The sequence below is a fragment of the Variovorax sp. V15 genome, assembly GCF_041154425.1.
Lineage (GTDB): Bacteria > Pseudomonadota > Gammaproteobacteria > Burkholderiales > Burkholderiaceae_C > Variovorax > Variovorax guangxiensis.
Window position 1 is genome coordinate 58,404 of sequence record NZ_AP028660.1, and the last position, 12,465, is coordinate 70,868.

Sequence of the window (12,465 nt, forward strand, 5' to 3'; positions counted from 1 at the left end):
GGCCGTGGAGGACACGGCGGCAGTGCTCTACGACGCCTCGCCTTCCAAACGCGGGCCCGGCGCTCAAGCGCGATGCTGCCCTGGGGCGCGCAAGCGCGATCGCCGTTCGTCGTGTTCCCGTCAGCAAGCTTCCTGCGCCGCCGGCGGCTCGTAGGCCCGGATCGGCGGCAGCTCCTCGTCGAAGCGCTCGACCTGAACGGTGCTCAGCTGCCCCGCGCAGCCCTGTGCCAGCGAGGAGGTTCCGATGTTGCGCGTGAGCACGTTCGGATTGCCGTGCGCGCACATCGGCCTGTTGCTGGCGTCCAGCACGGGGTCGTACCACGCGCCGGTGGGCAGCTGCACCACATCCTCGCGCATGTCCGCGCACAGGTGCGCGCTGGCTAGGCAGGCGCCGATCTCGTTGAAGAGGCGGACGATGTCGCCTTCGCGGATGCCGCGCGCGCCGGCAGCCTTCGGGTGCATGGTGCAGACCTCGCGCCCGTTGCGCTTGCTGGCCTGGCTGTGGGCGCCGAAGTCGAGTTGGCTGTGCAGCTTGGTGTGCGGCTGGTTGGCCACCAGCCACAGCGGATGCGCGGTGTCGGGCGCGAACTTCGGCGGCAGCCATGCCGGGTGGCCGGGGCAGTCCGCGTAGCCGAAGCCCGCCACGGTCGGCGAGCTGACCTGGATCTTGCCGCTGGGCGTGGCCAGCCGCGCGCCGTCCGGGTCGTTGCGGAAGGCGCGCAGGATGCCGCCGTCGTCGTCGCGCTGCGGCAGCGTGATCTCGCCGCGCTGCCAGAAGCTCTGGAAGTCCGGCGCTTCCAGGCCCAGCGATTCGAGGCCCGTGCGCGTGCGCTCGTACAGGTGCGCGAGCCATTGGCGCGTATCGCGTCCCTCGCTGAAAGCTTCGAGTCCGCCCAGGCGCTTCGCCAGGTCGCAGAAGATGTCGTAGTCGTCGCGCGCGAGTCCGTGCGGCTCGCAGATGCGGTGCATGGCCACCATCAGCGGATCGGTGGGCGTGGCGCCGATGTCCTCGCGCTCCAGCGTCATCGTGCAGGGCAGCACGATGTCGGCGTGGCGGGCCGTGGCGGTCCACGCGATCTCGTGCACCACGAAGGTGTCGAGCGTGCGGAAGGCTTCGCTCAGGCGCCGCAGGTCCTGGTGGTGGTGGAAGGGGTTGCCGCCGGCCCAGTAGGCGAGCCGGATGTGCGGGTAGGTGTGGCGCCGGCCGTTGTAGTCGAAGGGCTGGCCGGGGTTCAGCAGCATGTCGCTGATGCGGGCCACCGGAATGAACGCCTTCACCCCGTTGTCGCCCTGCGGCAGCGCGGCCGTGGGCACGGCGTTGTTGCGCTTGCCGTAGTGCGCCAGGGTGCCCAGCGCGTAGTTGTAGCCGCCGCCGGGCAGGCCGAGCTGCCCGAGCGCGGCCGCCAGTACCGCGCCCATCCACACCGGCTGCTCGCCGTGCTCGGCGCGCTGCAGCGAATGCGAGACCACCACCAGCACGCGCTTGCCGGGCAGCTCGCGCGCCAGGGCCTTCAGCCGCGCCGCCGGAAGTCCGCAGATGGGTGCGGCCCACTCGCAGCTCTTCGCAACGCCGTCGCTTCGCCCCATGAGGTAATCCTCGAAGCTGTCCCAGCCGTCGCAGCAGCGCGCGATGAACTCGCGGTCATGCGCGCCATCGCTAACGATCTGGTGCACCAGCGCGAGCATCAGCGCGGTGTCGGTGCCGGGAACGGCAGGCAGCCATTCGAAGGCGGCCTCCTCGGGGAGGTCGCTCTTCAGCGGGCTGATGCTGACGAAGCGGCAGCCGCGCGCGGCTGCCGCGCGCATCGAATCGCGCTCGACGTGCCGGCTGATGCCGCCCGAGGCCACGCGCGAGTTCTTGAGCGCCATGCCGCCGAACGCAAGCACCACGTCGGTGTGCTCGACGATCTGCTCCCAGGTCACGTTGCGCCGTGCCACTTCCTCCATCGTGCCGATGACGTGCGGCAGCATCGGGCCCGAGGCGCCGGCACTGTAACTGTTGACCGAGCGCACGTAGCCGCCGAGCGTGGTGTTCAGGAAGCGATGGACCTGGCTCTGCGCGTGATGGAAGCGCCCCGCGCTCGACCAGCCGTAGGAGCCGCCGAAGATGGCCTCGCAACCGTGCTCGCGTTGCACGCGCCGCAGTTCCGTTGCGAGCCGGTCCAGCACCTCGTCCCAGGCCATGGGGACGAAGCCGTCCTCGCCGCGCCGCGCATCGGGGCCCGGTCCGCGTTCGAGCCAGCCGCGGCGCACCATGGGCGTGGTGACGCGGGCGCGGTGGTGGATGGCGGTCGTGAAGTTCTCGATCAGCGGATTCGGGTCCGGGTCGCCGGGATGCGGGCGGACGACGAGTGCGCCGTCTCTCCAGCCGGCGGAGAAGACGCCCCAGTGGGCGCTGTGCGGGCGCATGGCGTTGTGCTACTCCACCTTGAGGTTGCCGCGCTCGACGCCGCGCTTGTAGTTGGCGATGTCCTTCAGCACGAAGTCCTTGAAGGCGGCGCCGGTGCGCGTCGCTTCCTGAGCGCCGTCCGCGCGGTACACGCGCAGTACCTCGGGCGCCTGCATGGCCTGCTTCACGGACTGGGTGATCTTGTCGACGACGGGCTTGGGCGTGCCCTTGGGCGCGGCCAGGCCGTACCACTGCGTCATCACCACGTCGATGCCCGATTCCTTGAGCGTGGGCACGTCGGGCATGCTGGGGATCCGCTTCTCGCTGCTCACCGCCAGCAGCCGCAGCTTGCCGCTGCTGATCTGTCCCATCAGCGGGGTGTAGGGCGCGAAGAAGCTGTCGACCAGCCCGCCCATGAGGTCGGTCATGACCGGGCCCGATCCCTTGTAGGGGATGTGGAGCACGTCGAGGTTGCCCTGCTGCTTGACCATTTCCATCACGATCTGCGCCGCCCCGCCCGCGCCGGTGGAGGCGTAGGTGAGCTTGCCGCCCTTGGCCGCGGCGACGTAGTCCTTGATGGTCCTGATCTTCGAGTCGCCGCTGACCACCAGCCCGTAGGGCGTCTCCACCAGCTGGCTGATGAAGACGAAGTCGTCAGGCACCTTGTAGGGCAGGTTGGGGCGTATCGCGGGCGCGCTGCCGACGTTGCCGCTCATCGCCAGCAGCAGGGTGTAGCCGTCGGGCTTGGCCTGCGTCATCAGCTCGGCCGCGATGTTGCCGCCAGCGCCTGGCTTGTTGTCGACCACGACGGGCTTGCCGATGTGCTTGCCCAGTTCGTTGGCGATGGTGCGGCCGTAGAGGTCGCCGCCGCCGCCAGGAGGAAAGCCGATCAGCAGCCGGATCGGCTGCTCCGGGTAGCCGGCGGCGGTGGCCATCGCTGCAGCGCCTGCCAGGCAGGCCGCGGCCACCATGCGGACGCAGCGCCCGATCGAAGAAGTTCTTTGCACGGGGTGTCTCCAGTCTGTTCTTGTGATCTCGTGATGGGGCGCGGTTCAGGCCGCGCCGGTCGCGATGGGCGCGCCCGGCTGGGCACTCCATTCGCTCCAGGAGCCGGGGTACAGCGCCGCGCCCTGCAGCCCGGCGACTTCCATCGCCAGCAGGTTGTGGCAGGCCGTCACGCCCGAGCCGCACTGGTTGATCAGCTGCGCGGCGGGGCGGCCGCCGGTGATGGCGTCGAACTCGCTGCGCAGCAGGGCCGGCGCCTTGAAGCGGCCGTCCGGCCCCAGGTTGTCCTTGAAAAGCCGGTTGCGCGCGCCGGGGATGTGGCCGCCCACCGGGTCCATCGTTTCGTTCTCGCCGCGGAAGCGGTCGGGCGCGCGGGCGTCAAGCACCAGCCGCTCGGCACCGTCGATGTTGGCCCGGACGTCTGTGTAGGAAACCGTGGCGACCAGCGGGGCCTTCAGGCTGAAGCTGCCCTCGGGTCGCTGTGCGGGCCTTTCAGTGCTGAGCGCGTGGCCGGCGGCCTTCCAGCCGGCGATGCCGCCATCGAGCACCGCGACCTGCCGGTGCCCTGCCCAGCGCAGCATCCACCACAGGCGCGCGGCGTACATGCCGCCGGCGTTGTCGTAGGCCACCACCTGTGCGCCGGCGTTCAGGCCCATCGCGGCCATGGTCCTGGCGAAGACTTCGCGCGAGGGCAGGGGGTGGCGGCCGTTGCGGCCGGTCTTGGCGGCGGACAGCGCGTGTTCCAGGTGCAGGTAGAAGGCGCCGGGAATGTGGCCCGCGTCGTAGGCGCGCTGGCCCGCCTGCAGGTCGGTGAGTTCGAAGCTGCAGTCGAGCAGCAGCAGCGCGGGGTCGTGCTTCCGTGCGGCGGCGAGCTGGTCCGGGGAAATCAGGGTATCGAAGATCATGGATCGGGAAGAGTCGAGGAAAAAGGAGCGGAAGAAAGGAGCCTGCGCGCCTCGCCTATGGCGAGATCTCCTTGAGCAGGGCCGGCGTGGCGGCGCCCTTGTAGCGCGCGATGTCTTCCTGGATGAACTTGCCGAAGCCGTCCATCGGGAGGTTGTGCTCGGTGGCCGCGTCGCGGCGGATCGCGTCGCGCACTTCCGCCGTGGCGAGCGCGCGGCCCAGGTGGTCGGCCAGGTACTTCACCACCGGCGTGGGCGTACCGGCCGGCGCCACCAGCCCGTACCACTGGGTCACGGGAACGTTCACGCCCAGTTCCTTGAAGGTGGGCACGTCGGGAATGGCCGGGTTGCGCGCGTTGCCCGTGATGGCGAGCAGGCGCAGCTGCCCCTGGCGGACCTGCCCCACCAGCGGCGAGGCGGTCGCGAAGAAGCAGTCGACCTGGCCGCCTAGCATGTCGGTGATGGCCGGGCCCGAGCCCCGGTAGGGCACGTGGAGCATCTCGATGCCGGCTTCCTTCTTGACCATCTCCATGCCGATGTGCGCGGCCGCGCCGGCACCGGTGGAGGCGAAGCTGAGCTTCTGCGTGCGGGCCGCGTCGAGCAGCTCGCGCGCCGTCCTGAAGCGGGAGTTGTGGGCCACGAACAGGCCGTGCGGCGCCTCCAGGATCAGCCCGACGGGCGTGAAGTCGTCGGGCGCCTTGTAGGGGATGGCCTGCGGCCTCAGCGCGGGTGCCACCGCCAGGTTGCCACTCATCGCGAGCAGCAGGGTGTAGCCGTCGGGCTTCGCCTTGGCCACCGCGTCGGCGGCGATGTTGCCGCCGGCGCCTGCGCGGTTGTCGACGATCACCGGCTGGCCCAGCGTCTTGCCGAGCGCGTTGGCGATCAAGCGGCCGTACAGGTCGCCGCCCCCGCCGGGAGGGAAGCCCACCACCAGCCTGACGGGCTGTTCGGGATAGGCGGCGAATGCCGGCATGGCCGCCAGGCTCAGCAGGCCGGCCAGGGCCAGCGCCATGCGGCGGCGGCGCATGGTTGCGCTTGCGAAGGTTGTCATGGACTGTCTCCGTTTTGCTCTTGTGGGCGCCGCTTTGCGGTTCGGGCTCGGCGTGCTCAGGCCTGCAGCCAGGCCTTCTGCTGCTCGACGACGCGGTCGACGCTCGCGCCGCACTGGCCCAGGTACTGCAGCGGGTCGGTGAGGTCGCGGATCTCGTCGTCGCTCAGCAGCTTGGAGAGGCCCGGGTGCCCGCGCATGGCGTCGGCGAAATCGAGCCTGGAGGTGATGCCGTGCATGGAGGCTTCGTAGATCCACTCGTGCGCGGTCTGCTTGCCCACGCGCTCCGACAGTTCGAGCATGACGCGCTCGGACAGGAGGTAGCCACGCATCCGGTCGAGGTTGACGGCCATCGCGTCGGCGTTGACCTTGAGGCCCGCCAGCAGGTTCTTCGCCTGGAACAGCATGGCGCCGGCGATCATGCAGCACTCGGGCAGCGCCTTCCATTCCATCTTCCAGGCGATGCCGTCGCGCTCGCTCTCCTGCACCATGCCCTCGACCATCATCGCGGCGTTGTAGCGCAGCGGGCGCGAGAGCCCGGCCAGGTTCTCGGCCGACGTCGGGTTGCGCTTGTGCGGCATGGTCGAGGAGCCCAGCTTGCCGTCGGAGAAGCCTTCTTCCACCTCGCCGAATTCGTTGCGCTGCATGTTGAAGAGCTCGTTGCCAATCTTCGAGAGCGTGGCGCCGAGCATGGCCAGCAGGTTGGCGTATTCGGTGAAGCGGTCGCGCGCCGGTGCCCAGCTGATGGCGGGTGTGCCCAGGCCCAGCTTGTCGAGCATGAGGCGCTCCAGCTGTTCGGCTTTCGGGCCCAGCGACGCCTGGCTGCCCACGGCGCCGGCCAGCATGCCCACCAGCACGCGCGGCGCCGCCTGCACCAGCCGCTCGTGGTGGCGGCCCAGCTCGTCGAGCCAGACAGCGCACTTGTGGCCGAAGGTGATCGGCAGCGCCTGCACGCCGTGCGTGCGCCCGGCCATCGCGACGTCGCGGTGGGTGGTCGCCAGGCGCGCGAGTTCGCGGCCGACCGCCTTGATGTCGCGCAGCGCCACCGCGTGGAACTCCTTGAGCTGCAACGCCACGCCGGTGTCCACCACGTCCTGGGTGGTGGCGCCGTAATGCACCCACTCGCCGTTCTCCTTCGAGCAGCGCGACTGCAGCTGCTTGAGCGCGGGCACCAGCGAGTGCTTGATGCGTCGGATCTCGGCCGACATCGCGCCGAGGTCGATGTTCTCCACCTGCGCCTGCATCATGATCTCCTTCGCGGCCGCCGGCGGGATGATGCCCAGCTCGGCCTGGGCCGCGGCCAGCGCGGCTTCGAAGTCGAGCCACTTCTGCACGCGGTTCTCCTCGCCGAAGATGGTGCGCAGCTCGTCGGTGCCCCACAGGTGCTGGAGCGATTGCATGTCGAATACGGAAACGGGCATGGGAGTCCTGAAGTACTAGATGGAAGAGCGGCGCGGGGCGTCGACGGAAAGGGGCAGCACGCGCCCCGGGTTGAATGTGTTCGCCGGGTCGAGCGCCTGCTTGATGCGCGCCATCAGCTCCAGCGCGACCGGCTGCTTGTATTGAAGGAAGGCCTGCTGCTTGAGGCGGCCGATGCCGTGCTCGGCGGAGATCGAGCCCTGCATGCGCGCCGTGACGGCGTGCACCACCTCGTGCACGGCTTCCTCGCGGGCGCGGAACTCCGAGTCCGGCATGCCGCGGGGCTTGCTCTGGTTGTAGTGCAGGTTGCCGTCGCCTACATGGCCGAAGCAGACCACACGGATGCCGGGAAGAAGGCTCTGCAGCGCGGCGCCGGCTTCGGCGATGAACTCGGGAATGCGCGACACGGCGACGGAGATGTCGTGCTTGATCGACGGGCCGTCCAGCCGCTGGGCCTCGGGCACGTGCTCGCGCAGGGACCACAGCGCGTGGGCCTGCTGCTGGGAGGCGGCGAGTACCGCGTCGAGCACGAGGCCTTGCTCCATCGCATCGGCCAGCGCCTCTTCCACCGCAGGCGTGGGGTCGAGCAGGGCCGATGCCTCGGAAACGTCGAACAGCACGACCCATGCGTGGCTGCCCGGCAGCGGGTCGCGCATGCCGGGCGTGCCGTGGGCGAGCACCTGGGCCAGCGCCTCGCGGCCGATCAGCTCGAAGGCTGTGACCCGTTCGCCGACGGCGCCGCCCAGCCGGGCCAGCAGCGCGACGGCGGCCTCGGGGTCGCGCACGGCCACCCATCCGGTGACCGTCTTGCCCGGCTGCGCATGCAGCTTGAAGGTGGCGGCCGTGACGACGCCCAGCGTGCCTTCGCCGCCGATGAACAGCTGCTTCAGGTCGTAGCCGGTGTTGTCCTTGCGCAGTGCGCCCAGTGCGTCGAGCACGCGCCCGTCGGCCAGCACGACTTCGACGCCGAGGGTCAGGTCGCGTGTGTTGCCGTAGCGCAGTACCTGTTCGCCGCCCGCGTTGGTCGAGACCACGCCGCCGATGGTGGCGCTGCCTTCGGACGCCAGCGAAAGGGGAAAGAGCCGGCCGGCGGCGGCAGCGGCTTCCTGTGCCGCGAGCACGGTGCAGCCGGCTTCCAGCGTCATGCTGTTGTCCAGCGGGTCCACGCGGCGCACGCGGGTCATGCGGTCCAGGCTCAGCACGATCTCTCGGCGCGAGGCGTCCGGCGTGGAGCCGCCCACCAGCCCCGTGTTGCCGCCCTGGGGCACCACGGGAACGCCGCGCGCTGTACATGCCCCGATCACGCGCGATACCTCTTCGGTGCTCGCCGGCCTCACGACGGCGCGCGCGGCGCCCGGGTAGTTGCGCCGCCAGTCGCTGACATAGCGCGCCGTGTCGGCGTCGTCCGTGAGCACATAGGCCGCGCCGGTGATGGCGCGGAGCTCTTCGACGAATGGGTCGGCTGGTTTCGACATCGAATGCGGTCTTGCGATGGCTGCGCCGCTGGGGCGGCGGGTTGTCTCGTTGTTTGTGTTCATTTCAATGAATAAAACAAACTTCAATGAATGAAACTTTATGATCGCAGGCGGCAACTGTCAACCCGGATAATCCGCAGCCCGGAGCGCCCACCATGAAAAACCAAGAAACCGATACCGCAGCGTCCGTCGGACCCAAGCCTCCCGCCGGCGTGCTGGAGCGGGGCATTTCGATCCTCGAGTGCTTTCGCGAAGACCGGCTGCGCATGTCGCTGCGCGAGCTGGCGGAATGCACCGGCCTGGACAAGGCCACGCTGCTGCGGCTGCTGGGCGTGCTCACGCGGGCCCGGATGATTCATCGCTTCGAGAGCGGCAGCTATGCGCCCGGTCCGGCGCTGCTGCACATGGGCATGCTCTACCGCAGCACCTTCGACCTCGGCACGCGGCTGCAGCCTGTGCTGCACGAGGTGATGCGGCAGACCGGCGAGACCGTGGCTTTCTACATCCGCAGCGGCGAGGAGCGCGTGTGCCTCTACCGCGAGAACACGGCTAAGGAGGTGCGGCATCACGTCGAGGTGGGAACGCGCATTGCGCTTTCCGCCGGCGGTTCCTCGGCCCACATCCTCCTGGCTTTCACTGGCGGTGCGACCGAGCACCAGGCCGAGATCGACGAAAAGGGCTACGCAATGACGCGCGCCGAGCGCGTCGCCGAGATGGCGTCCGTCGCGCTGCCGGTGTTCGATGGCGACGGAACCTTCCTGGGCGCGATGGTGGTCATCGGCCTCGCGTCGCGTCACAGCGTGGCGGCCCAGCGCAAGGCGGCGGAGATCGTGCGTCACGAACTGGCCTTGCAGGGCTTCTCCAGCAAGGCGCCGAGCGGCTGGAGTCCGGTGCCGGCCTGACGCCGGAGCACGGTCAGCCGCCGAAGAGCTCGGGCGACGGCAGGCAGGGCTCGTGGTCCTGCGCCGCTTCGGCGAATGCGGCGCACCAGCGGGAGAGGCGCTCGGCCTGCGCATCGGTCATTGCCGGCGCGAACGCGCGCATGCGAGCCTGCAGCTGCGGCCAGTCGAAGGGGTCTTCGGGGTCGCCCCGGCGCAGTTCGCGCAATGCTTCGAAGCTGCGCCCGTCCTTCATGTTGATGGTCACGCGCGAGGGGCGCTTCTGCGGAAAAGCCTGTTGGAAGCCGTCGTCCGTGGACACGCGGACCTGCTGGGCCAGCGCGAGCAGGGCGGGCGAGTGCAGGTCGGGGGCTTCCATGTCCTCGATGCCGAGCCGTCCCTTCGACAGGAGCGTGGCGACCACGTAGGGCAGGCTGAAGGGCGTCTCCGCCGCCTTGCTCGGCCAGCGCACGCCCGCGATCTTCAGCGCGTGCGGGAAGATGACCACGTCCACCGATTCGATCTCCTGCGGCGCGGGGCTGTGCCTGTCCATGATCTCGCGCGTGGCATCCAGCGGCGTGAACAGCTGTGCGCAGCAGGGCCATGCCTTGATGGTGGCGGTGTTCAGCCGCTCGGGCGCATCGAGCTCGCCGTCGAGCGCGGCCAGCGGGCCGTCGCCGGCGAGCAGCGCGTAGAGGCCGCGCCGGCCGGTGACGAAGGCGCGTGCCCCGGGAAAGCCCGCCTGCGCGGCCCATGCGGCCGTCATGCCGTTGCGCACGGCGAAGGCCGGGTGCAGCGATTTGGATTCGTGCGCTTCGTCGTCCACCAGCTGCCACAGGCCGGCGGACTGCGTCGCCGCGATCCCCATCGCGTGATGCAGCTGCGCCTGCGGCAAGCCCAGCGCGACCGCGCTCGCTGCCGCCGCGCCCACGCAGCCGGCGGTGGCGGTGGCGTGGAAGCCGGCGGCGTGGCGGGTGCCCAGCGCTTCGCCCACGCGCAGCGCCACTTCGTAGCCGGCAATGATCGCGTCGGCCACGCGCCGCATCGGCATCGCTTGCGCCGCGGCCAGCGCCATCACCGGCGAGATCGCGACCACGCCCGGGTGCAGCATCGCGGCCCGGTGCGCGTCGTCGATCTCGCGCAGGTGAGCGATGCCGGCATTGGCGAAGCCAGCGGCCAGCGGCTGCGTCGAGGCGCCGCCGAAGACCGGGGCCGTGCCTTGCCCCGGCATGCTGGCCACGGCAAGCTGCCGCAGCGCGGTGGCGCTGGCCATGCCGATCGCGGACCAGCCAGCGGTGAACCAGTCGAGCATGGCCTGCGCCAGGCGGTCGCGCGTGGCTTGGGCAAGGGGGCGGCCCTGCATGGCTGCGAGGTGGGCTGCCAGGACCGATTCCGGATCGCGGGTCATATAATTTATTTCGTTCAATGAAACTACTTTCATTATATGAACCAAGCCAAGCTGGCGATCCAGCACTTCTTCGACCCCGCCACCTCGACCTTTTCCTATCTGGTGGATGACGGCGCGGGCTCCTGTGCCGTCATCGACCCGGTGATGGGCTACCGCGCGAACTCGGGCCGGACCGACGCCGCCCCGGTGGAAGCAGTGGCCGAGGCGATCGACCGGCGCGGGCTGACGGTGCAGTGGCTGCTGGAGACGCACGCGCATGCCGATCACCTGTCGGGCGCGCCGTACCTGCGCGAGCGCTTCGGCGGCATGCTGGCCGTGGGCAGCGGCATCACGGCGGTGCAGCGCGTGTTCCGGGGCGTCTTCAACGCCGAGGACCTGGCCGTGGACGGCTCGCAGTTCCAGCATCTGTTCGCCGATGGCGAGGCATTCCGCATCGGTCTGCTGCAGGCGAGGGCCCTGCACGTCGGCGGCCATACGCCAGCCGACGTGGCCTATCTCGTCGAAGACCCGGCGGGCGGACCTTCGGCGGTGTTCGTCGGGGACACGCTGTTCATGCCCGACGTAGGCACCGCGCGCTGCGACTTTCCCGGCGGCGATGCGCGCCAGCTCTATCGCTCCATCCGGCGGCTGCTCGCGATGCCAGGCGACACGCGTCTCTACCTCTGCCACGACTACCCGCCGCCCGCTTCGCGCGAGCCGGTGTGCTGTACCACCGTGGCTGCGCAGAGGGAGGGCAACATCCATGTGCGCGACGGTATCGGCGAGGACGAATTCGTGGCGCTGCGCCATGCGCGCGACGCCACGCTGGCGATGCCGGCGCTGATGCTTCCTTCGGTCCAGGTCAATGTCCGCGCCGGAAGCTTTCCAGACGCGGAGGCCAATGGCGTCGTCTACCTGAAGATCCCGGTCGACCGCCTGTAGTCGCCTGGCGGAGACCGACGTTCGGGCAAACCATGGTGCGTGCTGCGCGCGGTGGCTTCGCGTCGCATCGAGGACTGCGGCCATCCGAGCGCCTTGAACTTCGGAGTTGCCCTGCACCGACAACGCACTCCTGAGGTTTAGCAAAAAATATGAAGAGTCAGGCCTCGACCGGTTTTCGCCGCGGGTAGCAGTGCGATCTCGCGCGGCGGAAGGTGGCAGCCCACGACGGCGGCGATGTCCTGAGGCACCGTGGCGATCAGGTCGGTGCCCGGCAGCGGCGCCAGCAGACGCATGAAGTGCGAGGGTCCCAGCGTCACGTTGCGCCGCCAACGCTTGCCGTCCAGGAATTGCTCGAGCAGGTGCTCGCGCCCATCGGGGCGCACCACCACCTGTCGCGCCGCGAGATACTGCTTGAGCGTCATGCGCGCACCGACGGTGCCGTTGGAGTGAGTGGGCAAGACGTTTCCGCAAGGCCAGGAATAGACAGCCCAACTGTGCAATAGCACTGCCAGCGGTCCGGATCCAAGCGGTCTGCATGGCCCACCGCCGCCGCATGACAGCGCTGGCGGACGCGCCAGGCTTCGAGCACCGCCGCTCTTGCGAAGCGTGCGCGCGTTCCGAGCGCACACTTTGCGGAATCCGGCGCTGATGCGCTCGTTGTCCGCCGGGCGCCGGCGCAGCTCGGTGGCGCGGCAGATCCCACCGTGCGAAGGGCCGGCCAGCCCCGGGGCTCAGGGCAGCATCTCGAACTTGACTCGGTCAGTGGCGTGACCTTCTCTTCGCGGACCATCTTATATTCGGTGCTCGGGCCCAGCCATTTGGCCCAGAGGCGGTCAAGCTCGCCCGCCTTCTCCAGCGCAGCGGGTCGCGTTCACTTGGACAGCGGCACGAGCTCGTCCTTCTTCATGCCGATGCCCACAGGGCTGCATAACCGGGTCCCGGAATTCCGCCGCCGCAGTCCCGCTGGGTCAGGACGCCACGAAGATCAACGCGGCCGACCCCAAAGTCTCCCGCCTTGCG

General features: G+C 69.6%; 10 protein-coding genes. 2 read left to right on the plus strand and 8 right to left on the minus strand.

The window, feature by feature from the left end:
• Positions 1-120: 120 nt before the first annotated feature.
• Genes ACAM57_RS32650 through ACAM57_RS32675 form a run of 6 tightly spaced genes read right to left on the minus strand, consistent with a single transcriptional unit; the run spans position 121 to position 8,238 of the window.
• Entirely contained in the window at positions 121-2,409 is a 2,289-nt protein-coding gene (locus ACAM57_RS32650; protein WP_369662752.1) for a molybdopterin-dependent oxidoreductase, read from the minus strand.
• Between the two features lie 9 nt (positions 2,410-2,418).
• Entirely contained in the window at positions 2,419-3,396 is a 978-nt protein-coding gene (locus ACAM57_RS32655) for a Bug family tripartite tricarboxylate transporter substrate binding protein (RefSeq protein WP_369662753.1), read from the minus strand.
• A 45-nt stretch (positions 3,397-3,441) separates the two neighbouring features.
• Positions 3,442-4,299 (minus strand): sulfurtransferase, encoded by an 858-nt coding sequence (locus tag ACAM57_RS32660; RefSeq protein ID WP_369662754.1) that lies wholly within the window; start codon positions 4,297-4,299, stop codon positions 3,442-3,444.
• Between the two features lie 55 nt (positions 4,300-4,354).
• Positions 4,355-5,347, minus strand: a complete 993-nt coding sequence (locus ACAM57_RS32665; protein ID WP_369662755.1) for a Bug family tripartite tricarboxylate transporter substrate binding protein — start codon at positions 5,345-5,347, stop codon at positions 4,355-4,357.
• Between the two features lie 56 nt (positions 5,348-5,403).
• Positions 5,404-6,765, minus strand: coding sequence for an adenylosuccinate lyase (purB, locus tag ACAM57_RS32670; protein WP_369662756.1), 1,362 nt, complete (start codon positions 6,763-6,765; stop codon positions 5,404-5,406).
• A gap of 15 nt (positions 6,766-6,780) precedes the next feature.
• On the minus strand, positions 6,781-8,238 hold the full coding sequence (locus ACAM57_RS32675) for an FAD-binding oxidoreductase (protein WP_369662757.1): 1,458 nt from the start codon (positions 8,236-8,238) through the stop codon (positions 6,781-6,783).
• Between the two features lie 155 nt (positions 8,239-8,393).
• On the opposite strand from ACAM57_RS32675, the gene ACAM57_RS32680 reads away from it, so the two are divergent.
• The gene (locus ACAM57_RS32680) at positions 8,394-9,140 is read left to right on the plus strand and encodes an IclR family transcriptional regulator (RefSeq protein ID WP_221297855.1); all 747 of its coding nucleotides are present in this window, start codon (positions 8,394-8,396) and stop codon (positions 9,138-9,140) included.
• Between the two features lie 13 nt (positions 9,141-9,153).
• Here the strand turns inward: ACAM57_RS32680 and ACAM57_RS32685 are convergent, their stop codons facing one another.
• Positions 9,154-10,524 (minus strand): MmgE/PrpD family protein, encoded by a 1,371-nt coding sequence (locus ACAM57_RS32685; RefSeq protein WP_369662758.1) that lies wholly within the window; start codon positions 10,522-10,524, stop codon positions 9,154-9,156.
• A gap of 36 nt (positions 10,525-10,560) precedes the next feature.
• Here ACAM57_RS32685 and ACAM57_RS32690 point away from each other — a divergent pair, with 36 nt between their 5' ends.
• Positions 10,561-11,445, plus strand: a complete 885-nt coding sequence (locus ACAM57_RS32690) for an MBL fold metallo-hydrolase (RefSeq protein ID WP_369662759.1) — start codon at positions 10,561-10,563, stop codon at positions 11,443-11,445.
• Positions 11,446-11,582: 137 nt separating this feature from the next.
• Here ACAM57_RS32690 and ACAM57_RS32695 read toward each other — a convergent pair whose 3' ends face one another.
• Positions 11,583-11,867, minus strand: a complete 285-nt coding sequence (locus ACAM57_RS32695; protein WP_369662760.1) for a hypothetical protein — start codon at positions 11,865-11,867, stop codon at positions 11,583-11,585.
• Positions 11,868-12,465: the final 598 nt, after the last annotated feature.

Bases quoted from the DNA above. Each gene is read 5' to 3' on its own strand.
- ACAM57_RS32695 (WP_369662760.1), bottom strand. From the start codon at position 11,867: ATGACGCTCAAGCAGTATCTCGCGGCGCGACAGGTGGTGGTGCGCCCC.
- ACAM57_RS32675 (WP_369662757.1), bottom strand. From the start codon at position 8,238: ATGTCGAAACCAGCCGACCCATTCGTCGAAGAGCTCCGCGCCATCACC.
- ACAM57_RS32690 (WP_369662759.1), top strand. From the start codon at position 10,561: ATGAACCAAGCCAAGCTGGCGATCCAGCACTTCTTCGACCCCGCCACC.
- purB (WP_369662756.1), bottom strand. From the start codon at position 6,765: ATGCCCGTTTCCGTATTCGACATGCAATCGCTCCAGCACCTGTGGGGC.
- ACAM57_RS32660 (WP_369662754.1), bottom strand. From the start codon at position 4,299: ATGATCTTCGATACCCTGATTTCCCCGGACCAGCTCGCCGCCGCACGG.
- ACAM57_RS32685 (WP_369662758.1), bottom strand. From the start codon at position 10,524: ATGACCCGCGATCCGGAATCGGTCCTGGCAGCCCACCTCGCAGCCATG.
- ACAM57_RS32680 (WP_221297855.1), top strand. From the start codon at position 8,394: ATGAAAAACCAAGAAACCGATACCGCAGCGTCCGTCGGACCCAAGCCT.
- ACAM57_RS32665 (WP_369662755.1), bottom strand. From the start codon at position 5,347: ATGACAACCTTCGCAAGCGCAACCATGCGCCGCCGCCGCATGGCGCTG.
- ACAM57_RS32650 (WP_369662752.1), bottom strand. From the start codon at position 2,409: ATGCGCCCGCACAGCGCCCACTGGGGCGTCTTCTCCGCCGGCTGGAGA.